The following is a 22295-nucleotide window of genomic DNA, read 5'->3' on the forward strand; positions in this document are numbered from 1 at the left end:
CTGTGCTTTTTGAAGATGCGATATTACTTTATCCCATTATGCCAACCTGAGTATTGATATCTCCATCACTATCGATACTTCCACCTTGATTTGCGCCTGCGTTGGGAACATTATCGAAACCAGGCAGGCCGCCACTGGTGTTGGTGGAGGGCTGTTCAGGGGGAGGCGTCACATTGTTGTGATCTTGCGGCTCAGGAGTACCCTCGACCGGAGTCCCATCCGGCGTCTTGGTGGGGTCCTTCAGTTCATCCTCTGTATATTCCGGTTTGACCGGGTCCGGCTGAATGGTCTGCTCTGTGCCGGTAAAATCAGCGCCGTTTCCATCATCGGTGTTGGTACTGGCATCCGGGGTTTCCGGGTTAACGGTCACATTATCTCCCGGCTTCTGGTCATCCCCGGATTCTGCGGGAGGCGGGGTACTGCTGTCCGGGTCCACCACTACATCGCCCTGCTGGGAGCTGCTGGGCGGGAGCAGGTCATCGGTGACCTTGTCTTTGCTGAAGCTGCTTGCGATCACAGCAACCAGGATTGCGCAGACCACAAGACATCCGGCCACGGTCAGCCACTTCTTGGTATTCTCCGTCATCGTTTGGATTCCTCCTTTTTCTGTTGATTATGCTTCTTGTCAAACTGTCTGTGTGACTTCAGGCGGCCAAGGATAGTTCGGCTTTAAGATCTGCTGCCTACATTTTCCTATACCGCCCGTCCTTTGTCAACACGAACCCTACCACAAACAGGCAGAGAAGTCTATTGGGACAATAGAAAACTTTTTGAAAACTGCGTTAAAACCGAGGGGCATAGCCCGCGCTGACCTTGACTGTCATCCGCATGGGCGGCAGAAGCTCTCCTCCAAAAGACACTGGAACCTCCAATTCGATTTCACAGTCCGCCACAAAACGGTCGCCGGCGCTGTCGCCGGAAGCGAACGGTGCGTTGCGGATCTCCACATCAAGGCCCCACACACGGAACTCCATCCCACCATCCTCTGTGTACTGAGTATGGTAGCCGCCCCGATAGGTCAGCCCAAGGATATCGTCCAAGCGTCCATAGATATCGCCATAGTCCAGTGATTCCTCAAAATCTCCCGCCAACGGCTGGTAGGCGCCGGAGTAGCCCTCCCGGACGCCATGGTACACATCGTCATAGTTGTCGTTGACGGTGGAGATCACAGCCTCCTGCACCGCATCCCGAACCCCCTGGGCCACGATGAGCAGACGGAAATATTCGCTGATGCAGCACATCAGCATTACCAGCACCAGCACAATGGCAATAATCAGGGGGAAGGCCACGCCGCGCCGGTCTTTCAAAATCTGCCTGAGTCTGTTCATTTCCAGTACACCTCCGACTTTCCTGTGGCATCTGCCCGCAGGGTGATGGGGAAACTGCCAAAGCCGGCAAAGAGACCGAGGTCGATCTCATGAGTGAGCGTGACCGTGACCTCCTCGTTGAGCTGGATGCGGCCGGTATCGCTCCATTCAATCTCCGGGTCCAGGCCGGTCTGCTCCCGCAGGGCCTGTTCCCGGCGGTCAGTTTCCGGCCCGATCCTGCCGGCGATTTCCGCCTCACGCACCAGTTCAGTGGCAAAGGTATCGAGCTGCTGTTTGGCAATAAAGGCTGGGAGGACCTGCACTGCCAGCGCGATCACCAGCATGGCGCAGAGCACCAGGACGCACACATCGATGTATCCCTCTCCGCGTCGGGATCTCAAAATCCGTTTCAGCACATGGTTACCTCCTCGCCTAAAGTCAGATCCCTTTCCTGACACTGAGCATTATATTCGCTCAAAATACTGGAGATAGAGCTTTCCGATGAAAGATCAGTTTTATCACTTGTCAGGAATTGGTATAGTGCTTCCACAGGATTTTTTGGCTTAAGGATTAAATCCAAGTCATCATCGTCGAGTTCATAACTGTCATGGATAAGAGCAGAAAGCAGGCTTTCCTTTGCCGCAGTTTCAGCTGAATGGCGATAAATTTCATCGGCAGATAGCTGCTTCACCCTTTGAGCATATTCCTTCATTTCATCTTCCGCACGATCAATCAATCGATAGATGCTGCCTGTATAGTCCATTGGGCACCTCCTCTCTTAAAACATCCCGCCCAGGGAATGGATAATCTCGTAGATGATGATGGACAGATAAGTCACCAGGAAGCACATGAGCAGGACAAAGGAGAATACACGGATCTTAGGCGGGATTTTCATGGCCTTTGCCTTGAGGCGCTGGAGTTCCAGCTGCTTCATATCGTGGCTGAGCATCTGAAAGTAGTGGACCCCGTTGTCGCCTCGCAGCACGCCGATGAGTCCGCGGACAATGTCCGAAAGCAGCGGAGAGTTGAACCGGGCCTCAAAGCGGGTCAGCGCCGCCTCATAGGAGCCGGAACGCATATCCGCGGTGAGGACATCCAGTTCAGCGGAGAAAACAGGACCGGAATTCTGCTTATAATGCTCAATCATGCTCAGCACATCCCGGCTGGCGGCCAGTTCTTGGGTGATGGTGGCCACGAACCGGGGCAGTTCCGCCTCAATCTCGTCCCTCTTGGCAGAGAGTTTTTCCTCCGCCCTGCGAATCTCTTTGAAATAAACCGCCACCGCCAGAAGAACAACTATCAACGCCAACATTGGGAAAATCAACAGGCACGGAATCACCGTCAGCAGCACTGCACCGGTCTTGATCATGGCAAAGGCGGTGTACTCCTCCGGTGTCATGTTCAGCCCAGCAGCGGCCAGCGTATTTTTCAGACGGCCCCGCTTATACTCATCCATATGGATGTGTGGGGCCAGCTTGATCGCCCAGCCCATGAGCAGGGCCTCCACACTGCGGGCCTGCTTCTTCTCCTGGCGGCCCACCGAGAGCATGGCACGCTGGGTGGCCAGACGGGGGAGCCTGAGCAGATCAGCCGTCAAAAGAAACATACCCAGCGCAAGGAATATGCCAAATAAAAACAGAAGGAAAGTCATGGTTGTTTTGTTCACCTCCACATAAAAACAGAGCCAGTACACGACAGATGTGTACCGGCCCTGTTTTTCTTCTTATGCTGTATTACAAGGCACTCTTTCTATAGCATTATTGCATCACATCTAACTCCGCAACAAATGACGGATCAAAGTCATCCCGCCAGTTTCGATAGTCAGGATACAGTCCCAAACCCTTTCGGATGAGCTCCCGGTTTTCCGGGGTGTCAATATAGATACCGTCCGGGATGCCGTCCATCCCATAGATGAGCCGGACCCCATCCTGCTCCGCTGCCTTTGCTGCTTCAAAATCTCCATCATAGAGCGCCATGTCATCGATGCGTTCTACATGGAGGGCCTCCGGAATATAGGAACCATGGTTGATCGTTGCGGTAATAAAATAGCCCTTTTCCTGGTTACTGATGAGGATCACCTCCGATACTCAATGGGCTGGGTCAGCTTGATGACCGCTGCGGTGCTGATGAACATCACAGCGGCAATGGCTGCCAACAGCGCCTGCCCCAGCGGGGTGTGCATCAGAACATCGTACCAGTCCTGATTGAGCCAGTACAACAGCGGGATATTGCCGATGACCAGCACCTGCATGGTGATAAACTCCTTGCGGGGCTCAAACACCAGATTCTCCAGCTCACCGTTGACGATCCGCATATCGGAGAGTTTAGCCACGATGGGAGTCAGGATGGTCTTGAGCCCCCGGTCGTGTCGGCAGGTCAGCAGAGCGGCCACCCACTCCCGAAACACGGCGTTGTCGATCTTCGTCCCCATGTCCTGGAGGGCGGCGTCCACATCGGGGTCCACCAGCTTGATCCGGGTGAGAAACTCCACAAACACACTCCGGACGGGCGGGTTGAGATAGTCAATGTTTTCCTCCACTGCCGTCTGGATGTCCTCATTGCGGAGATAAGCTGTGGTGATGATAGAGAGGGCGGTTTCCAGTTCAGCGGCAATGTTCTTTTTGTAGTGATTTGCGGTCAGACGGATAAACCAGAACGGCACGAACATCATGCCCACCGCCAGCACCGGCACCAGGAAGAGGTTGCCCAGCGTCAGGGCGAAGGCGGCCCCTACCAGAAAAAGAAGCAGGGACAGGGCGCACACCATGGGAAACTTGGCGGCCCGGCCAGTCATCCGCAGAATGGTCTGTGTCTCCTCGATTTCCCGGCGCAGAAAGGATTTCTTTTTGCGCCGTGTACTCTCATTAACCTCCGACCGGATGCTTTTGGGCTTACTGGTGATTCTGCGGAACACCCCTTCAGTGAAGTCCATAGGGGAGATGTGTAAAAGGACAAAACAACCTGTGATCAGCCCTATACAGGCAATCAACTGGATCAGATTCATACAGATTCGCCTCCTTCCTTGCCGGTTTCAGGTTTGGCAGGCGGCTTGGACTGTGCGCTCCTGGTCTTCGGAGCGGGCGTTGCCTGTCCTGCCTTTGCCGGACTGGAGCCTGACTTACCCTTAGAGGGAGCGGACTTTTTGCCCACGAGCTGAGTCAGCACCTCCTGCGGCATACCATTGTCGATGAACCGCTTCTGCAGGCTTTCCGAGATGGGGTTGACCGCCTCGTGGCGGCCCTTAATACGGTATTTGCCGTCCTCCAACCGGTTTTCTTCGATTTTGAAGTGATAAAGGGTGTTGTACCGGCGCTCCCCAGTGGGCAGGATCTCACACTCCATGATCTCCATGATTTTACGGCTCTTATCCTCCAGCTGCTTGGCGAACACCACGATGGGGAATGCCTCGGTGACCAGATCCATGAGGGTATCGTCGGCCATCTCGTGCTTACGCTTGCAGAGGGTGACCATACGCCGCCATGTAGCCTGGGATGAGTTGGAATGAATGGTGGTCAACACGCCGTGGCCAGTACGGGCGGCCTCCTGTGCGGCATACGCCTCCGCAGACCGCATCTCGCCCACACAGATGATGTCGGGGTGGTACCGCAGGGCCATGTCCAGCAGCATATCCTGATCGATATTCTGCTTGGCGTTCTCGCTCTCACGGGTGATGGTGTGGATGACGCTGTTGCACACCCGGCCATCTTTCTCCCGCACCAGGTCCAGCTCACGGGAGCCGTTCTCGATGGTGAAAATACGCTTGTTGTCCGGGATGGTGGTCAGGAGCCAGCCTGCCACCGTAGTCTTGCCGGAACCGGTGGCCCCGGCAACGCAGACGGAAACGCCGTAACGCAGGCAGGCGGCCAGAAAGTCCAGCATGGGGCCTGTGGCTGTTCCACCTTTTACGAAGTCCTCTTTCTGCATATTCTGCGGGTTGACGATACGGATGGATGCCGTGACGCCCACATCCTCGTCCACCAAAGGGGTCTTGAGGACCGCGATGCGGATGTTCTTGCTGAGATGGCCCAGGACGGCGGGACTGGCATTGTCCAGCACCATACCGCTGACATGGAGCATACGGCGGATCACATTGACGGCGTGTTCAGGGCTGTCGAAATGTTCCTCCAGCTTGACCGTTTCGCCATTGGCGTACAACACCTCGATATCCCGCCAAGAGTTCACATTAATCTCCTCAATGCCGGTTCCGAAGATGTACTTGGTGAGCAGGCCGAACTCGGCCATCTCCGTGTAGAGGGCGTCCACCAGCTGGTCGCCGGAATAGCCTTTGACCGCGATGCGCCGGTCCTGCACATATTTGGTGATGTACCGTTTGATCTGGGCCTTGGCGTCTTCATCGCCGCCCTCGGTGATGAGGGCGGAATACTTGCCGGAGATATATTCCTGCACATCCTGCAGGACGGTGTTGAAATCCTGCCCTTCATTCTCCGGGGTGAAGAAGAGAGAATGCGCCCGATAGCCGCCTGCAGACTCTGTATTCAGGGACCGCCTGGGGAGATCCTCCGCCATGTTCACGCTATCTGTGGGATCAGCTTCAACCCCTGTCCCATCATCAGCTGGGGCGTGACGCAGCGGCTCATCTGCGGGCTGGGGTTCTCCAACGCCGGCTTCATGCTGATTCTGACCCATATTGCCGCTTACCGGGCAGTCCGGGCCGAAATAGAGGGGGAGTTCTTTTTTCCGCCCGTCCGGACCTGTCGTGATATGTGTTGCGGCGGCTTTCTCAGCGGACGCTTTGGGAGCGAACAGGGACTGACTTCGCTTCTCGCCTAACACCCAAACACCTCCCTGGCAATCTTCTCGATCTCCTTGCGGAATACCCGGCTGTCCTTCATGGATAGGTCCGCCAGCAGGTTGCCGGCCAGATACTGTCCCTCCAGCTCCGCCGAATGGGGCAGCGTGAAGGCCACTGTCCCCAGCGCCTGACTCATGTGATCCCCGGCCTGCTGGGACTTTACATTGCTGGCGGTCTTGTACTGCTTGTCCGTATCCCATTTGGCATCCCGCAGGAGGGGAAGTTGGCTGGACAGGTAGCTGATGCTCTTGAGGTCGGCGTTGGCCAGCCGCAGGACGGAATCCGCCTCCATGAGCGCCACAGCGGAGAGGATGTCGTTGGCGATGTAACTGCCGCAGTCAATGACCACATAAGGAGCGATCTCCCGCAGGCAGTCGATGAGCTCCCGCGCCTGCACCTCGTTGTAAGGCGGGTAGGTGTACTCATTCTCTCCCTTGAGCATCCCCAGCATGGTGAGGTAACCCAGGCGTTTGTGGGTGACCAGGTTGTTCTTGACCAGATTCTCCGACACATGGGCGGCGGCCAACACGCTCCCGAGGGAACGCTCGCACTCCAGATCTGCCGCCGGGCAGATACAGGGAAGCATTGGGGCTGTCATGTCGCAGAGAAGGAGGATCACATTCCGGCGCTTGTCGGCCAGATACTTGGCCAGCCGCACGGCCACGGTGGTCTTGCCGCTGCCGGGGCTGCCCCACACCGCCAGCACCCCGCCGCTCTGATCCTCCTGCTCACAGGCGTCCTCCTGGCCACTTCCTCGGGAAAAAATACCCGCTTTCTTGAAGTTCAGCATCAGGCCACCTCCTCGGTTTTCGCGGGCGCCTCCGTTTCTGCGGTTTCGCTGGAGTCAGCGGCGGGTTCGGACTCTGCGGGATTCTCCTGTGGTTTCTCCTCGGGGTCCGGCTCCGGGGGATACAATTCCAGAATGATCTCGTCTTGAGAGGTCAGGAACTTGTCGGCATTCTCCCGGTCGCCCCGGTAGACCAGCGCCAGATGGATGGTCCCCTCGGCCTCCAGCTCGGCCAACACTTTGGCCTGCTCGGGGGACACCAGCAGGGTGACAGTATCGGGCAGTTCCTTGTCATCCTCCTCGTCCACAGGCTCACCGGTGTTGGCGTCATAGCCGGAGGAGGCGGTAACACTGATAATCTCCACATACTGCAGCTCAGCGGGGACAACGGTCTGGCCCTGCTGCTTGTAGTCCGGGGCGATCACCGACACAATGTCGCCGCTCTGCAGCTTGCCGGAGAGCCCCTCCGCAAAACTTTTGATGGACACGGAGATGGCCTGCTGGCTCCCGTCCAGGCTGTACAGGTAGGCGTTTTCCGCTGCTGGGGCGTCTGAGAGTTTGGAAGGGATGATATAGTCGCCCACAGCCAGATCCGCAGTAGCGTATTTACCCACGACGCTCTCTTTCTGCCGAAGGACATCCTCTGGGAGATTATAGCCGCCCACCTCCACGATCTGAACCATGCTCTCGGTGATCTCATCGCCGGCCCGGATGGGCTGGACTACCCGCACGATCTCAGCTTTCTGGCTGACGCTCTGGTTGAACAGCGGGGTCAGACCGAAGCAGATCAGCAGGGAGAGCAGGATGCAGATTACACCGACCACGGTGCGATTTTTCAAAAAACTCATACTGGCATTTCCTCCTTGATTTCATGTTGGGTCGGAAAGTCCGGGCATTACGCCCGGACCGATCTGGCCCTTCTGCTCCGCTTCAACCGGGGCAGAAGAATGGCGGCCGCCGTCAGGGGCAGGGTCACGCCAACGATGGTGAGCACAGTCTTTCTCGTTACATGGAACTTCTTCATAGCAGTCAACCTCCAAAACAGTATAGTGCGGCAAAGCCGATGGATAAAAATGGTCCCAGCGGTAGCGCCGCCCGTGTCATTGCGGGTAGCGGATGATGAATGAATTTTTGAAATAACATAGCGGTGCAGAAATACAGCACCGCCAGCAGCAGACCCAGCGCCATCCCCCAGATCCCCCGCCAAAAGCCCAGCACAAAGCCGGCCGCAGCAGTGAGTTTGATGTCGCCGCCGCCCATGCACTCCGGCCGGATCAGGGCGGCAATCAGCAGGGGCAGAGCCGCCAGCACTCCAAAAAACTGGGCGGGGCTGAAGGAGATCAGCCCCGCCGCGGCGGTCAAAAGACAGAGGAAATCCGGGATAGTACGCTTGCGGCAGTCCACCGCAGAGGCAGCGGCCAGTGCCGTGAGAAACAGGAACGCCTGCACCGGGTATCAGCCCTTGTAGTCAAACATTTCCTCTACGCGCTCGGTCACGGTGGGCAGGACGGTGTCCCCGAACAGAGTGTAGAGGCCAGCCAGGAGCAGGGCGCCCAGCACCACGGCAATCAGGATCTTGATGGCGGTGTCGATGTAGCCCTCGCCGCGAGTGTTGCAGAGAGGGGCGGACAGGTGGGCACGGGCGCAGGTCATGGCGCAGTGGGCCTTGCAGGTCATCGTCTTTACGGTGTTGGACATCTTGTTGAACATCTTCTTCATAGAGAGTTCCTCCTCAAAATTTTAGATTGTTGATTGTTGTGTGGTCAGTGGGTCACATACCCATCTTCTGAGCCTGCTGTGCCGTGGGGTCCGGCGCGGACTGGGGAGAGCGGTTCATCCCCTGCGTCAGTGCCTGCTGGTAGGCGGTCACGACAGCCGATTCCAGTTCGGCGCGTGCCTCCCGTGTGTACGGAAAACAGATGTCCTTGATTTCACCCTTGCTGTTGATCTGGCCGGGCATGGATACAAACAGCCCATTGCTGCCCTCCATGAGCTTGACGCCCCGGACGGCAAAACAGCCGTTGATGTTCAGCGATGCGGTGGCCCGGCAGGGACCGTCAAACTGGATAGAGTGGATACGGACATCATACTGCATGGGAAGGACAGGAGTATCCTGCTGGGAAACCTCTCCCTGGGGGTTTTCACTTGTGGTCTGCGCTTTTGCCATGGTGGGTTCCTCCTTTTCTGAATATAAAAAATAAGTGGCTTTTCCGCTCTTGGGTCACAGGGTCATGGTCATGCCTGATTCCTGCTCCGGGGCTTTCAGTTGGACGGGGACGATAGCTGTGCGGTCCACATAGTAGAACTCGCTGCCGGAATCGTCGTAGAGTTCGACAAGGTCTGAGATGGCCAGCGGCTGTCCGTCGCTGCCCAGGGACCTGCGACAGAATGCCTCCCAGATCCCATCCAGACTGTTGGTGCTGACAGTGCCGTCAAACACTGCCTGGTAACGGGTAAGGTCAGGTCCGCCATATTCACCACTCATGCGGTCCAGCCCAATGAAGCGCATGGCGGCGGGAGCTGAGGGGCCGAGCTGCCAGATACGGCAGGATTTCAGGGCTGGCCCGTTGTCTGCTGCCTTCTGGTATCCACCGCTGGAGAGACGGTCATAGATGCCGTCCTCCCACCGGACAGCCAGCCCCTTCCTTGCCAGCCAGTCCTCCAACTCCTCACGGCGGAACATGGAGTCCGCCACCACTCCTTGTTCTGTCCTGTAGCCCACTGGATTCCCATAGTAGAGCAGACATCGATTTTTCATTTCCACACTTCGCATGGCGGCATATCTCCTTTCTGCGGTTAAGTCATTTCCATCCCTCCCATGCCTGCGTTCTGCCCTTGAAACTCCTCCAGCTTTTCTCTGGCCCAGCCGGGGAGGAATTCCTCTTTCAGAACGCCGGTGAAGTCTGTGCGGTTCCATCTGGTCTGCTCTCCATCGCCCAGGCAGGTACAGCGGATAGACCGACCGACAGCGTGGGGGCTGCATCCAAAGCCGTCATGGGCCAGCCAGAGCTGGTTCTGGGGCGTCCAGCAGGACTCCTTGAGGGTGTCTGGACTGAGCACCAACACCCGGCCCTCATAGTCCAGAGATTCATAGGAGTTGGGTTCGCAGTGCTCCGGCCCAAATAGTTCCAGCTTGCCGTATGCCTCCCTCACTTGACTGATAAATGCGTCCAGATACGCCAGGGCGGTGTCCACTTCAAAATAACGGTTATGGGCATCATCGGGTGGGACATAGGCTTTCTTTTGCCATTCTTGGTTTTCCGCGCTGAGCTGCTCCTTGTAAGGCCCCAGCCTTTCTATCGTGTTGGCCAGGACGAAATTGGTCCGCTTGAAGCCCCACCGTTTCAGCACCATTTGGGATGCTTCCGGCTTTAATGCGCTGCGGCCGTCGCCATAGACGCGGATGACGGCTTCGATGTCCCGCGCACAGGATACATTGGCGTGGAAACTTGCATCCCAGAGCGCAGCTTCCCCAAGTCTGTGGGCCTCTGACTGTGAGCCGGGATAGAGGTAGATATCCTGTTCCATCTTGCCTCCTTTACGGCAGGCGCCATTTGCCCGCTGGGGGGATCGTCAGCGGGCTGATGCCCAGCTCATTGAGCAGGCAGCAAAGCTCCACCGAAAGCTCCCGCAGTTCCTCCGTTGAGGGGACGATGATGAGCGCTCCATCCGCGGCCAGAACCGCGACTTCTTCTCCCACGGGGATAGATGCCTCGGATAACAGTGCGGCGGGCAGATTGAGTTCCATACCGCTGCTGGTGTATCCGGTACACTCAGCGTCGTCACAGGTTCTGGTCACCAGGAGTCTGTTTGCGTCACAGTCGCAGATGTACTGGTTCGCTGGGGTGGTGATGGGAACTTCTTCCCCCGGCTCATAGCCCATTCCGCGCATGAAAAATGCAGGCAGGGTCAGAGACCCGTCTACACCGACCCGAACCGTTGTATGGATCTTACTCATCGCCGTGTTCCTCCTGCCCATTGCATGCGGTGCGTTCTCCGTAGATGAGATTCCCCACCATCAGCTGTTCCTCCAGCTCGCCCAGGCAGATTCCGGCTTCACCCAGCATCTCCAGCAGGTAGGGAGGCACATCCCGCAGGTCATGGTCATATCCGGCCTCGGCAATGGTGACGGTCTTTTCTTCGTCATCCACATAGACACAGAGCTTGGCCCCGGCAGGGATGCCGGCTTCTTCCCGCAGGTAGTCTGGCAGTTCCAGCATGCCGTCCTCCAGATCATCGAATGGGCAGCCATCCTCGCAGTCATCACAGGTGCCACAGACTCTGGCCAGATGGACGGTGAGCTCCGTGGCCAGCCGGTGCAGGGCATCCATCGCCTGGATCAGTTCCATGGTGGTCATTTGCTTTTTCAGAACGACCACCGCGCTGTCCAGCGTGTGGATCTCGACCTTTTCTCCGCCCTCAAAGCCACTGATCTTGAACGCTCCGCCGGGAATCAAAAGAGTACCATTGTTTATCTGTTTGTTGAATTTCATCTTCTTCTCCTTATTACATTGAAATTGTAGAACGGGCTGGATTGGATGCTCCCGGCCATTCCTGTCCTTGTTGGGCAGCCAGCCCGTCCCGGAAGGCTGTCAGATCTTCTCCTGTCGGCGTATAGCGTCTTGCTTCAAGGGCGGCCATCAGCGCATAGGTCTGGCCAACCTCGGACAGCAGTGCCCGAAGATCGTCCGCAACCATATCCGTCCCCATCCGGCGGAGCTGCACGGTAAAGGTGATTCGGTAATGCGGCTGGCCGGGGATGCTGTCGATCCGCATATCCATTCCCAAGTTGGAATCGTGTTGCGGGCGGATATAGACCTGACCCACTACGCTGGGGCAGACCTGAAGGCGGCCCTGACTCATTTCCTCAATCAGCTGAGCCGCCTGCTGGAGCTTTTCCAGTTCAGAGAGCTGTTCATCCAATTGCCTCACCCCCGTTCCAGTCAAACAGCGTCATTTGAGAGGGAACCGCCCGGCTCCGCTCCCGCAGGTCATAGTTGGCGATAAGCAGTTCCGGGAACTGAGCCCCATTGTCGTACCTCTGCTTGATGTTGTTGATACGGGTGGTTTCCATGAGGTAGATGCCTGGCCTGTCGTACAGCCCGCGGACAAAGGCGTCGTCGTTGTAGGAGAGCAGGAATTTGCCCTCGATCCGCATCAGGGCGTCCCGCAGGCGGATGTGGTCGGCTTCGGTGAAACCGTCTTCACCAATGTTCTGGTAATACCCCTCGGTGGCATGGTAGGGCGGGTCGAGATAGAAAAAGCTCACTGGCCGGTCATATTGATGGAGCAGTTTTTCAAAGTCCTTGTTCTCAATAACCACCTTGGCAAGCCTCCGGTGGGCCTGCTCGATGAGCGAAAAGTTGCTACGCATATCGTGGGGCTGGCTGCCAAAACTGGTCAGCCCGGAGGCGTAGCTGTAGCGGATGAGCTGATAGAACCATGCCGCCCGTTGGACATCGCTGGCGGGGCTGTCCCGCGCCAAGGCGGAGCGGATGCGGTCAAAGTCCTCCCGTGCGTTGAGTACATACCGCAGAGCCTCCATCAGTTCCTCCGGTTTGTCCCGCACACAGCGGTACAGGTTGACCAACAGGCCGTTGAAGTCATTGTAGACCTCAAAGTCGTTGCCGGGAGGCTTGTGGAACAGTACCCAGCCCCCGCCGCCGAACACCTCAATGTACCGCTCATAGTAGAGGGGGAACAGCCGGACGATCAACTCCCGCAGGGCCTTCTTGCCTCCAATCCAGGACATGAAACTGTTCAGGGCGTATCACCCCCATCCAGCGGCAGGCGGGTCTGTGCGGTATCCTCTCGCTCCAGAGTCCGATCCAGTCCCCGGATGGCGGCCGCGATTCCGCTGATCCGCCTGGTCAGATGGGCGATGGTGGCCCGCACCTCCTGGTCCGTGGCGGCATAGAAGTATCCACTCCCGTTGCTGGCGATGGGGACGCCATCCCGCCGCAGGGCATTGACCATGTGTCGAACCTGAATCCCTTTGATGCCGAAGGTCAGTTCCAACTCCCGGCTGGTGGCGGCGTTGAGAGCTCCCATGTGGTACTGCTCCAGATATTCCGCCAGCCGTTCTTTCTCCATGAATGCCTCCTTTCCGGGCCTGTTTTCCGAAAAAGGGCATAAAAAGAAGGGGCCGTTTTCCCCTTTCGGAAAACGGCCCCTGTGTCATATTCTATATCCTGTTTTTACTTCATCGAATCACCCCCAGCTCCCGCAGCGGACAGATGCGGTTTTTGTGACTTGGCAATAGATCGGCTATATTGACAGAGCGGGACTGTGGTGCTCAGGCTGGCTATACTCATACCGGCGCTCTCCACCGTTCCAGGCTACATAGCCGTGGTCGGTGGTCGAGAGGCCATATTGACCCATATTGGCCTCTGCGTAGGCAGCCCCGTCAAAGGCGTCTGTTATCAGTCTGCTGGGCGGGATCACGCCGTTTCGGACCGCAAGTTCCCGCCCGTATGCGGCCAAGTCCATGCCGCGGGGGAAGAACTCATAGTGCTGGAGATTCTGGGCGAGATCCAGAGCCAAATCCAGCCGGTGGCAGTCCTCCAGCTCCAGCACCGCCTGCCATTTGTCCAACCAGTGGGGTGCCCCCTGACCCTGTTCCGCCCAAACATAACCGAAGTCAATGGCATGGCGAACCAGTTCGCTGGCTGAGTCGTACTGGTCGAGAATACCCGTCAGCTGGGGCAGGCAGCAGTCCACCTCCAGCGCGATGCACTCGCTGAGGCTCTCTGCCTGTAGCGAGTCCAGCCCCAGCAGGAGTTCGTCCGGATGGTTTGAGTCGATATACTCGCCGGAATCCGGGAAGCCAACCCAAATCCCCTCCATATTGCTCCGGCTGGCCAGTTTAACTCGTATGGCATAGTCACCGGCGACCGGCTGGAGGGTGGGATCTTCCTCTACGAAGGGATCTGCCAGTTTGATGTTCCGCACATAGTGACCGTTACAAAAGGCTCCATTCTGCGACTGGTGGTAGGCGGCCCCCAAATGCTCCGCATTCAGGAATGGACGGGCGGCATCCGAGGAACACTCTATGCTCTCCATGACAAATTTTCCAAGCGCGGCCTCGTCTCCCGCGCCATAGAAGAGGTCGTAACAGTCCAGTTGGGACGCAATCCGCATCACATGGCCGATCTCTTGGGGCTTCTCCAACTCCATCGCCCCTTGGAACAGGATCTTTTCTTTCTCTGTCATATTGGAAAAGCGCCGCTCCAGCCAGTCATGCTCCGATTTTGTAACATAGAAGCCGTCCAGCTTGTCAAAGAGGGCGGCGTTTTGATCTGACATCGCTCACATCATCTCCAGTCCTTGTCCTATTTCCTGTTCCGGCTGAAATACCGGGAGAGGCTGGCCGTCCTTTCTGCGGATCAGACCATACTCTGTGATAACCCCCAGCCGGTCATCCAGCATCTTCTGGCCGATCTGGGCCGCCTGCGGGGTCTGGAACAGCTCCTCTGGTAAAGCAGAATACTTCTCACGGAACATCATCTCCGCATAGCCCCAGGTCTGCGCTACCTCGGGACGGAGTTCGTACTGGTCAATCTCGCCCATCAACCGTGTGGCGTCCTGCAGACTGGGGTGGTCAACCACGGATAAAAGCGCCTTATACTTGACCATATCCGATTCGGGCCACTCCCGTTCTATTTGAGCCAACCGCTTGGCAAATTCGTCGGCCTGTTCAATGCCATCCTCATCGTCGATAGCGTTGTTGATAGCATCTCGCAGGAAGGGGATCAGGCAATCCACACAGCGGAATGCACATTCATCCACTGAGGCGGCATCTACTTTTTCCACCGCTCTCCATATACCGGCATCCGCTGCGGGAAGATTCAGCACTGCGGTTTTGTCGTTATCATAGCTTGGGTCATTGAAAAATCCCTTACGCACCTCCAGCATCACCGGAGCATCGGAGCGATGGAAGCAAGCCGTTTCATTGGACTGGCACACATAGATGTCCTTGATTTCTCCACCCAGTTCCGCATAGCCGAAGTCGGTGAACACGCCGCCATGATCCTCCTGATGCTGTTCTCCCAACAGTTCCAGCAGTCTTTCTTGAAAGCCGCTGCCCTCCTCTGTGGTGTCAAGCAGAGCCATAGCCTCATTTGAGAGCATTTCATTTGCGTATAAAAACGCCCCCAGTTCTTCATGATTGGAAACTCGGGGCGCAAAACAGCAGATATCGGTATTGTAGGTCAGGTTAATCAATTGGTTCAGCGGAATGGGAGCGACGCGGTGATTCTGCTTGATTTTCAAAAGAGCATCCATCCCTTTTTTCTGCTCCTCTGTCAGTGAGGCCAATCGCTGGGCAAACAGGTTTAGGTCGTATAGATTAGCATTCCACCCAATCATGGCATGCGTGAGGCCATTGTAATGGATGCAGGTTAGCTCATTTTTGCAGAAGCTACCGTCTTTGATTCTCGCCTTTTGGAGTGCGTCGCTGAACTCCGCAAAGGATGCTGGCATTTTCATTACCGTGGCCGTCTCATAAGATTTAGGTCCACTGTTGCTGATCTCCACCTCGAAAATTGTCTTATCTAAGAGTAATCCCTCCCTGTGTAGACTCTTGCTCAGGAGCCTCGGGCGGTTCCATGTCTGAGTGAACTTCGTTTACGGTTTCCAATATGGATTCCAAGTCTCTTTTCCGAGAAATATTCGCAAAATCCACGGAGCGGCAGTATACTTCGCCATCCTTTCCCACAGAGCACTGTGTCTGCTCTTTGCCTCGCATCTTTTTCGATTTCACTGCCAGGCATCCGTCATCGGCAATTCGTGAGGAGAAGCCCTTTTCCTTTAACCGCTCCGACAATACCGAAAAAAACTGCCGCGTTCTCCCATCAAGATCCATTTTATACGCCTCTTTCTATAAACTCATTCCCTGCATCTCAATATCTTCTGCAGGAGCGGAAGGGGCCTCATAGAGTGTGCTTCGGCCATAAGCGATGCGGATGATATCCTCTGCGGAGTAGTCGGAGCCAGCGCCAAAAAGATGCCTGAACTGCAGGCGGTCTGACGGAGCAATGTACCATGTGGAATACTGAGACTTCAGCCCTTTCAGGGATTCAGCCGATGTTTTGAAGGTCAGTTCCACTCCGTCCTTCTGTACCGTGACATTGACCGTCTTTGCGCCACTTTTTTGGAGGGCATCTGTAATCGCCCGCATCCGATAGACCGGTGCATCGCTGTCCTGGCTGAGCATCTGATACTCTGCCAGCAACGCATCCTTCTTTAGAAACTGCGCCAGAAATTCCTCCTGGTTGTCCCGCATGTACTGTTCCGCAGTTGTTTTTATATAATCCTCCGGGGATTTGAGGTAGGAGAGCAGGGTGTCTTCTGTCAAGGATGTATAATACTCACTGTGAAACTGTACATCGGGTTTCTCCCCAGAAAAAACGAGGGAAGCTGCCTCCCGCCCTGCCTCGGTTCCCTTGTAATACCGGTATGAATTGATGTTCCTCTCACTGGTGAGTTCCCTGACAGAGAGGCGACTTCGCTCATTGGAAATGGCCGCCTCAACATAGCGGTCGACCTCCTGAGCGATGCGCTTCCCAAACGCCGTAGAATCCTGGCATTCTTCTTCCGTCAGTCCGGAGACAAAGTTGGGAAGGGGGTCATCCAGAAGATGGAGCGCCTGGTGTTGCCGGTCGTACAGGCCGCAGAACTCCAAACGGTCGCTCCAGCTGATCCTCTCTCCATAAAATGTTTCGCATCCAAAGAGGTAATCAATCTCTGGCGTTGCGGGAACTTTCACTACTGAGCCCAAATGCTTGCCCTTTTGCAGAACTAAAACTGGCACAGCGGCATTTTCCAGCCACTCTTGAAACTCCTGCCGGGGAAGTGGGGCCTGCTTTTGCTGCGACATTACAAAATCCTCCCATTTTACTGTTTCTGCTCAAAGTTTGCACAACTTGTCTGTCCCGAGTATGACTCTTCATAGTGTTTGGGGTCAGCACCAGGCACATCCCACCCAGCCATGCTTCCTATCTCCATAGCTTGCCGCTGGATGGGGGTGACGCCCAGGTCTTCGTTCAACTCATCCGCCAGTTCCACATTCCCTTCCTTGTCGCCGGTATCCCAGTCGGAGGGGTAGTAGCCAGTTTCACCCCGTTTGATGCAGATAAGCTGTCCGGTGGTCCGCAGGGTGGAGAAGCACAGTTCCGGCAACCCCTCGGCCACCTTGGGGGCAAACCGTTCCTGTTCGGTTTGGATGCTCCAATCATCAGGCTGCCACAGATGGACATACAGCTCGCCGCCGTCCACCTCGATGGGGCGCTGCTCGAAGCCTTCGCCCCATCCGTCAGAGGCTTGTCCACCCAGGTACTCTTTTAAGATGGTAAGCTCTTCCGGAGTCAGCTCTCCGGCCACCCGGCACTCCGCTACGCCCCAGAGCTGGCGATTCCTGACCTCAACAGTAAACACCGCCGAGCGGACCTTGTGATCTACACTGTCGTCCTCACCGTACCAGCGCATGAGGCCGCTCTCGTTTTCCTCTGGTACCCGGTTTTTTACCAGAGCGGACAGAATTTGTCCCTCATAATCCATGAGGGTGTGGCCATCCCACTCCTCACCGTCCTCTGACATATCCCCCCACTCGTCCCGTCCATAGAAGTCCGCTGTGAGCGGCATATACAATTTGAATGTCTGAGGCTCTGGCAGATAGACCGAGAATCGGTCTTCTCCCAGCACCAGAGCCAAGGTACATCCATTGTCCCACTTTACATGGAATTGCCCGGCATCGTCGATATAATCCAGTTTCCCGGTACTGCCGGGGGAAATGGGCCGGGGATTACCGCCTATCTCTGTGAGTTGGATGCGGGAATCCTTGGGGAACTGCTGCCGCAAGAAGTCCAGCCACTCTCTCGGTACGCTTTGCATTTACATCTCTCCCATTCTAATCCCAATATCCGGCTGATTTAATTGTTGATAGAGCCGTTCCATCGCCTCCGCCACCACGAGGTCCGACCGGAAGCTTTCCAGTTTTTCGTGATCCGTAAAGAATTGCTGTTCACCGCTCTGGAAATGAACAAAGTCCACTGTGGCGATACCGTCCTTAATAACGCCCAGCCGTTTCTCACTGGTATTGCTGTCCTGGTAGATTTGGATTGCTTCCTCCAGAGTCAGATCTTGCCTGATTATCTCCTGCGGGGTATTGGTGTCCGCCATGACAAACCAGGCATAGGTGTGGGGAATGCTGGGATCTGCGGCTTTCCTAAGAGCCTGCTTCCCAGTTTCAGTCAGTCCATAGTTGCAGGTACGGCGTGAATTGTCCTCACCGGCAAAATCCAACAGGATATCGTCTACCGCTTTTTTGACCTCCGGATCGTCTGTCAGCGTTTCAAAGCGGAAGCCGGTTGTGCTGCGGAAGGGCAGTTCCTCCCGGATGGCCTGGAGCAACGCCTTGGAATCCGTGAACTCCTGCTGTTCGCCGCTGGCGAAGGTTACCCGACCTACCACAGGGTGTTCCTGTCGGTACATCTCCTGCTGGCAAAGATCATAGCAATAGAGGTACCCCTGATACTCGCCGGGAAAGGGAGTACAGCGTAGACAGAAACGGTAATTTTCTGTTTCCGCAATATAGCCATAACTCCTGCGGTCCTCTGTGATGGAGCCGCCATGCTGCCAGCAGTAGGCGTCCATGGCCCCCAGATTCTTCAGGAGTCCAGTCTGACGCAGGTCGTCCACAAATCGCTACAGCACCTCTTTGAACTCCGGGGTGTTGAACCTATCCTCGTTATGGGGCCACCAGGTGTGCCAGAACTCCTTCTCACCATGGCCGAAATCCATGCGGAGGTGGCCTACAGTACCCAGTGCCTCGTCCAGCTTTTCTTCGGAATAGAACAGCCCCACCTCATCCAGGGAGGCGGGGCGCAGTACAAACTCACGATTATCCTGGGGGTAGGCCAGATCATGCTCCTCGCAAAACTGCTCCAGCGTCATTTCTTCTCCCAGCAGATAAAATGTGCCGTTGACCCGGCGCGAAGCAGTACCTTCATGCTTTAAAGGGATTGGAGAAAGTACGGTTCCTGCATGATAGTCAGCGGCATGATCCACCAGAGTGGTTCGGGTGCTGGGAGATTTATGTGTCCCCCGCAGGTCATAGCAGTACCACCCATCAGGAATGATATCCCGCTGAATCAGCCAGTTGGTGAACAGCACAGGTTTTCCAAGCAACGCTGCGTGTTGCATGGAGTCTGTCCAGATGTTAATGCTCATTTAATCCCTCCCATATTCACAGTGTTTTCCCACTCGTGCTGGTTCCACAGCGTATCTTGTATCTGCGTACAGGGATTAATGCATCTGCAACCCATCTTGTACTTCAGGGAACGGATCACTGAGCTTTCGGAGCAGGCCAAATTCGGTCCTTCTCACACCATCCTCCCGCATATAAAAGTTGCCCATTGCTTCGAAATCCGTAAAGCCATCGAGGGTAGAGATCAGCTCCTCGTCCGCCCCGATCCGCTCCAACACCTGCTTGCCATATTCCTCCGGATCGTCCGGTACACGCTCGTAGTCATCCAGTTCGATGGAAAACCTCAAAGCCTCCTGGAGCGTTGCCGGCTGTTCCACCTCAAGGACAGAGAGGTATTTCAGCAATGCGCCATCCTCCTGATCCATTATCCGGATATTTTCCGCCAACTCGTCCAATTGCTCCAGTCTCAGATCCATCCCCTGGAGAGGAAGATATTCCCCCAGATAAGGCCGCAGGGCCTCCACCCGAGTGAGTTTCGCCATATTGAGGCTGTCCACTCCCAGAAGTTGTCTGGCGCTCTCCAATTGCTCAAAGGTCGCAGGCAGAGTGATCTGCGCTGTTTCGCTCTGTACACGAACAGGGCAGGGGTTTTCCATCCATATCCGGAAAACGCCGTCCAATCTCTCGTTCTCCAAAAGTTCAGGTGTCTTTTTCTGCACATAATTGCCGCTGGAATATTCTCCTCCATGCTTTTCCCGATATTCAGCCCCCACACGGGCATAATTGATATAGGGCTTGAAGCGATCCGGAAATGGTGTGATCCCTTTGTTCACAAGGTAGATGCCCAATTCTGAATCAGACGACACATTGTTGACGAGCATATACTCATCCAGCCTGTCCGCCACAGTAAGGGCCCCCTCCAAGTTCCAGACACACTCCGCATCCAATGCCCCGGAAAAGATGGCGGCTTTCGCCGGAGAAAGTGCCTCTGTGCGTTCCGCCAGTTTTTGTAGTTTTTGAAACTGCTCCGAATCTTCTACATCCACATCGTACAGGCATCGGTAAAGGACCGGTACATTGCTGCTCACATCCAGGATGGCGGTGGCTGTGGTATCGAGGCTGATTCTGTCCAGGAAGGCAAATGTCTCCCCAATCTCAGCGGGACTGGCGGGCAGTTGCAGACGGACAGTTTCTTCTCCTTTTCCCCGGCTCAGAGTCAACAGAATCATCGTTACATTCCTCCCATCTGAAATTCCTGTTCCCGCTGGTGCTGCTCTGCCGGACCGCCGGCCATCAGCTCCCCCAATGTCAATGTGCCACAGTAGGCCACATATCCTTTCTCCGTGAAGGCTCCTGTTTCCTTCTCCATACGGAGTTTGCCGTAACGCTCATAATCATAGAACTCCTCCAGATTGGGGTCATATTCATAATGGCCGGAGTCCTGGATCATGTATCTGCCATATTCGGCGGGAGTGCGGACTTTGGGTGCAAACTCAAACAGCTCCAGATTTTTGGCCAGTTCGCGTATCTCGCCGGCACACTCCGGCTTGGCCATCTCCATGACCGCCGTCAACTTTTTCTGTTCCAAATCAGACAGTGCAGCGATGGCCGTCGCCATATCATTCAGCGCGAATAGATCCTCCCGTTGTCCCTCCAGGACCTCCTCCACCTCGGATGGAAGCAGACTGTCCTCATACCAGATGCGGGCATCGTGGATGTTAACGCCTGAGCGTGCAATTCCACGCTGGAGCTGTTGCTCGGAGCAGGGCAGGAGCAGCCAAGTGATTTGATCTGTATTTTCCGGCTCCTGCCGGGAGGAAAGCCCTACCGCCAGCAGATTCGGCTGGTAGTGGTAACAGGGGAAGTGGCGGCCGTCATAGAGCTGCTCCAGTTTCATCCCGTTATCATAGACCACGCCATAAGGGGTAATCCTTCCCTCAAGATGATTGAGGATCAGGTCCAGAGCGAACTTGCGGCCATCCAGCCGCTCGAGCTCCTCGATTCTGCAGCCCCCACCCTGCATCGTCATGTAGTGCTGCCGCCCAATGGCGTCCAGGTCGGAGAAGTCTGTGATGACCGTGGCCTGCTGGCAGCAAAAGGTCAGATTGATGAAATCCTTTATATTTGAGACGCCCAATTTGCAGGCCATTCCCTGGAACTGGGCAGCCTCACCGTCATCAAAACTGTCCAGCCGTTTGGCCAGATAGTCCAGCTCATCAAAATTGACCAATGAGCCAACCAGCCTGTTCAGTACGGTATAGAAGCTGTCCAGTTCATCCACCCGGCAATCCTGCCGGAGCGCGTCACCGATTTCCAATGGCTCCAGCAGTTCGATCATGCGGTCATATTTCTCATCGGGGATAGGGAATGGAACCGTAATCTGCCCATATTCCGGGTGCTGAGCGCTGCTCAGTACCGCTTTCAGCACATAGCCCATTCTGGTGCCTCCTTACTCGCATCCATGACCGCCTTTCCATATCTGGCAATCATGGTTGCGTAAATAATATTGTGGAAGTCCAGATCACTCACCAGTTTTGGGTGTGCCAAATCTTCTGCCTCCATGGGTGACTTCAGGTCATACAGCCGTCTGGCGGAATAAAAGATGGGGTAATCCTGTATCGCAAATCCATGGGGTTTGGATACGATGCGGCTGAAATCAATGGAATCGTGTGAAAGAGCGGGGAGCGCCGGTTGCCAGAGTCGCTCCTTTGAGGCGAGAAGATAGAGCGCCGCCAGATAGCCAGGAGGCGCATCATCCCATACCCTGTCCGCAAAGCGGCTTCTGAGGTGGACGGACACTGTGTGCAGGACTGCCTGATCCGGCCCGCTCCAGTGTTCCACAGCCTGAATCCTCTTGTGCAGGCCGGCATGAGGGATGTGTCCGAAATATTCCAGAATCAAATCCAGGTACTCAATCGCGCCGGACTTCAACCGCTCCGCGATATACGGACAGGTGCGGACTTGACAGGATCGGCGGCGGTAATGCAGGCAGTACCGGCAATCCACATCCTCCGGCTTGTAGCAGAAGCGGCTGAGGATCATCATCCCGCCGCCGCGCTTCTGGAAGCCAGGGACGCTCATCATCATATGCTCCAGACCAGCTCGAGGGGTATTCTGAGCGAAATATCTTGTCATGGCACACTCCTTCTTTCAAAACAAAAAAGCGGGAGCTGCTTATGCTGC

At 55.8% G+C, this 22295-nt stretch carries 30 protein-coding genes; all 30 read right to left on the bottom strand.

The features are described 5' to 3' along the window. Nucleotides 1–28: 28 nt before the first annotated feature. Nucleotides 29–586 (bottom strand): DUF6550 family protein, encoded by a 558-nt coding sequence (locus ABUA09_RS03890; RefSeq protein ID WP_006874008.1) that lies wholly within the window; start codon nt 584–586, stop codon nt 29–31. Nucleotides 587–782: 196 nt separating this feature from the next. Next, nucleotides 783–1328 (bottom strand): TadE/TadG family type IV pilus assembly protein, encoded by a 546-nt coding sequence (locus ABUA09_RS03895; RefSeq protein WP_006874009.1) that lies wholly within the window; start codon nt 1326–1328, stop codon nt 783–785. Beyond that, a complete protein-coding gene (locus ABUA09_RS03900) occupies nt 1325–1720 on the bottom strand; it encodes a DUF4320 family protein (protein WP_154250560.1) in 396 nt (131 codons plus the stop codon). The genes ABUA09_RS03895 and ABUA09_RS03900 overlap by 4 nt, the downstream gene beginning before the upstream one ends. Then, nucleotides 1717–2070 carry a DUF3848 domain-containing protein gene (locus tag ABUA09_RS03905; RefSeq protein WP_006874011.1) on the bottom strand — a complete coding sequence of 118 codons (354 nt, stop codon included), beginning with the start codon at nt 2068–2070 and terminating at the stop codon, nt 1717–1719. The genes ABUA09_RS03900 and ABUA09_RS03905 overlap by 4 nt, the downstream gene beginning before the upstream one ends. A gap of 15 nt (nt 2071–2085) precedes the next feature. Beyond that, complete coding sequence (locus ABUA09_RS03910; protein WP_006874012.1) at nt 2086–2958, bottom strand: type II secretion system F family protein; 873 nt, start codon at nt 2956–2958, stop codon at nt 2086–2088. 106 nt (nt 2959–3064) lie between these two features. After that, entirely contained in the window at nt 3065–3385 is a 321-nt protein-coding gene (locus ABUA09_RS03915) for a hypothetical protein (RefSeq protein ID WP_006874013.1), read from the bottom strand. After that, nucleotides 3382–4311 (bottom strand): type II secretion system F family protein, encoded by a 930-nt coding sequence (locus ABUA09_RS03920; RefSeq protein WP_006874014.1) that lies wholly within the window; start codon nt 4309–4311, stop codon nt 3382–3384. The genes ABUA09_RS03915 and ABUA09_RS03920 overlap by 4 nt, the downstream gene beginning before the upstream one ends. Then, nucleotides 4308–6101, bottom strand: a complete 1794-nt coding sequence (locus tag ABUA09_RS03925) for a CpaF/VirB11 family protein (protein WP_006874015.1) — start codon at nt 6099–6101, stop codon at nt 4308–4310. Before ABUA09_RS03925 ends, ABUA09_RS03920 begins: the two co-directional genes overlap by 4 nt. Beyond that, complete coding sequence (locus ABUA09_RS03930) at nt 6095–6910, bottom strand: CpaE/TadZ family protein (RefSeq protein ID WP_006874016.1); 816 nt, start codon at nt 6908–6910, stop codon at nt 6095–6097. The genes ABUA09_RS03925 and ABUA09_RS03930 overlap by 7 nt, the downstream gene beginning before the upstream one ends. Further along, a complete protein-coding gene (cpaB, locus tag ABUA09_RS03935; RefSeq protein WP_055244980.1) occupies nt 6910–7755 on the bottom strand; it encodes a Flp pilus assembly protein CpaB in 846 nt (281 codons plus the stop codon). The genes ABUA09_RS03930 and cpaB overlap by 1 nt, the downstream gene beginning before the upstream one ends. A gap of 47 nt (nt 7756–7802) precedes the next feature. After that, the gene (locus ABUA09_RS03940) at nt 7803–7931 is read right to left on the bottom strand and encodes a hypothetical protein (protein WP_006874018.1); all 129 of its coding nucleotides are present in this window, start codon (nt 7929–7931) and stop codon (nt 7803–7805) included. A gap of 5 nt (nt 7932–7936) precedes the next feature. Then, the gene (locus tag ABUA09_RS03945; RefSeq protein ID WP_006874019.1) at nt 7937–8356 is read right to left on the bottom strand and encodes a prepilin peptidase; all 420 of its coding nucleotides are present in this window, start codon (nt 8354–8356) and stop codon (nt 7937–7939) included. A 6-nt stretch (nt 8357–8362) separates the two neighbouring features. Next, nucleotides 8363–8626: a DUF6133 family protein gene (locus ABUA09_RS03950; protein ID WP_006874020.1), complete on the bottom strand. Its 264-nt coding sequence runs from the start codon at nt 8624–8626 to the stop codon at nt 8363–8365. A gap of 52 nt (nt 8627–8678) precedes the next feature. Beyond that, entirely contained in the window at nt 8679–9074 is a 396-nt protein-coding gene (locus ABUA09_RS03955) for a SpoVG family protein (RefSeq protein WP_006874021.1), read from the bottom strand. A 54-nt stretch (nt 9075–9128) separates the two neighbouring features. After that, nucleotides 9129–9680 carry a YodL domain-containing protein gene (locus ABUA09_RS03960; RefSeq protein WP_006874022.1) on the bottom strand — a complete coding sequence of 184 codons (552 nt, stop codon included), beginning with the start codon at nt 9678–9680 and terminating at the stop codon, nt 9129–9131. 23 nt (nt 9681–9703) lie between these two features. Then, entirely contained in the window at nt 9704–10435 is a 732-nt protein-coding gene (locus tag ABUA09_RS03965) for a DUF3849 domain-containing protein (protein ID WP_006874023.1), read from the bottom strand. A gap of 10 nt (nt 10436–10445) precedes the next feature. Beyond that, on the bottom strand, nt 10446–10865 hold the full coding sequence (locus ABUA09_RS03970; protein WP_006874024.1) for a hypothetical protein: 420 nt from the start codon (nt 10863–10865) through the stop codon (nt 10446–10448). Next, nucleotides 10858–11400, bottom strand: coding sequence for a hypothetical protein (locus tag ABUA09_RS03975; protein WP_006874025.1), 543 nt, complete (start codon nt 11398–11400; stop codon nt 10858–10860). Before ABUA09_RS03975 ends, ABUA09_RS03970 begins: the two co-directional genes overlap by 8 nt. A 13-nt stretch (nt 11401–11413) precedes the next feature. After that, complete coding sequence (locus tag ABUA09_RS03980; RefSeq protein ID WP_227123568.1) at nt 11414–11839, bottom strand: hypothetical protein; 426 nt, start codon at nt 11837–11839, stop codon at nt 11414–11416. Then, nucleotides 11823–12659, bottom strand: coding sequence for a DNA adenine methylase (locus ABUA09_RS03985; RefSeq protein ID WP_006874027.1), 837 nt, complete (start codon nt 12657–12659; stop codon nt 11823–11825). The genes ABUA09_RS03980 and ABUA09_RS03985 overlap by 17 nt, the downstream gene beginning before the upstream one ends. Before the next feature lie 8 nt (nt 12660–12667). Continuing rightward, complete coding sequence (locus tag ABUA09_RS03990; protein ID WP_006874028.1) at nt 12668–13000, bottom strand: hypothetical protein; 333 nt, start codon at nt 12998–13000, stop codon at nt 12668–12670. A gap of 174 nt (nt 13001–13174) precedes the next feature. After that, a complete protein-coding gene (locus ABUA09_RS03995; RefSeq protein ID WP_006874030.1) occupies nt 13175–14212 on the bottom strand; it encodes a hypothetical protein in 1038 nt (345 codons plus the stop codon). 3 nt (nt 14213–14215) lie between these two features. Continuing rightward, a complete protein-coding gene (locus tag ABUA09_RS04000) occupies nt 14216–15394 on the bottom strand; it encodes a hypothetical protein (protein WP_006874031.1) in 1179 nt (392 codons plus the stop codon). Nucleotides 15395–15785: 391 nt separating this feature from the next. Continuing rightward, the gene (locus ABUA09_RS04005; RefSeq protein WP_006874033.1) at nt 15786–16784 is read right to left on the bottom strand and encodes a hypothetical protein; all 999 of its coding nucleotides are present in this window, start codon (nt 16782–16784) and stop codon (nt 15786–15788) included. Between the two features lie 17 nt (nt 16785–16801). After that, a complete protein-coding gene (locus tag ABUA09_RS04010; RefSeq protein ID WP_006874034.1) occupies nt 16802–17797 on the bottom strand; it encodes a DUF4314 domain-containing protein in 996 nt (331 codons plus the stop codon). After that, a complete protein-coding gene (locus ABUA09_RS04015) occupies nt 17798–18604 on the bottom strand; it encodes a hypothetical protein (protein WP_227127590.1) in 807 nt (268 codons plus the stop codon). Between the two features lie 6 nt (nt 18605–18610). Then, complete coding sequence (locus ABUA09_RS04020) at nt 18611–19135, bottom strand: LPD28 domain-containing protein (RefSeq protein ID WP_227127589.1); 525 nt, start codon at nt 19133–19135, stop codon at nt 18611–18613. A gap of 75 nt (nt 19136–19210) precedes the next feature. Then, the gene (locus ABUA09_RS04025) at nt 19211–20341 is read right to left on the bottom strand and encodes a DUF6329 domain-containing protein (RefSeq protein WP_006874036.1); all 1131 of its coding nucleotides are present in this window, start codon (nt 20339–20341) and stop codon (nt 19211–19213) included. Nucleotides 20342–20343: 2 nt separating this feature from the next. After that, nucleotides 20344–21549 carry an antirestriction protein ArdA gene (locus ABUA09_RS04030; protein ID WP_021631398.1) on the bottom strand — a complete coding sequence of 402 codons (1206 nt, stop codon included), beginning with the start codon at nt 21547–21549 and terminating at the stop codon, nt 20344–20346. Then, nucleotides 21534–22247 (bottom strand): hypothetical protein, encoded by a 714-nt coding sequence (locus ABUA09_RS04035; protein ID WP_006874038.1) that lies wholly within the window; start codon nt 22245–22247, stop codon nt 21534–21536. Before ABUA09_RS04035 ends, ABUA09_RS04030 begins: the two co-directional genes overlap by 16 nt. Nucleotides 22248–22295: the final 48 nt, after the last annotated feature.

It is taken from the genome of Intestinimonas sp. RTP31139st1_F5_RTP31139_211217 (assembly GCF_040226735.1).
Classification (GTDB): Bacteria; Bacillota; Clostridia; order Oscillospirales; family Oscillospiraceae; genus Intestinimonas; species Intestinimonas butyriciproducens.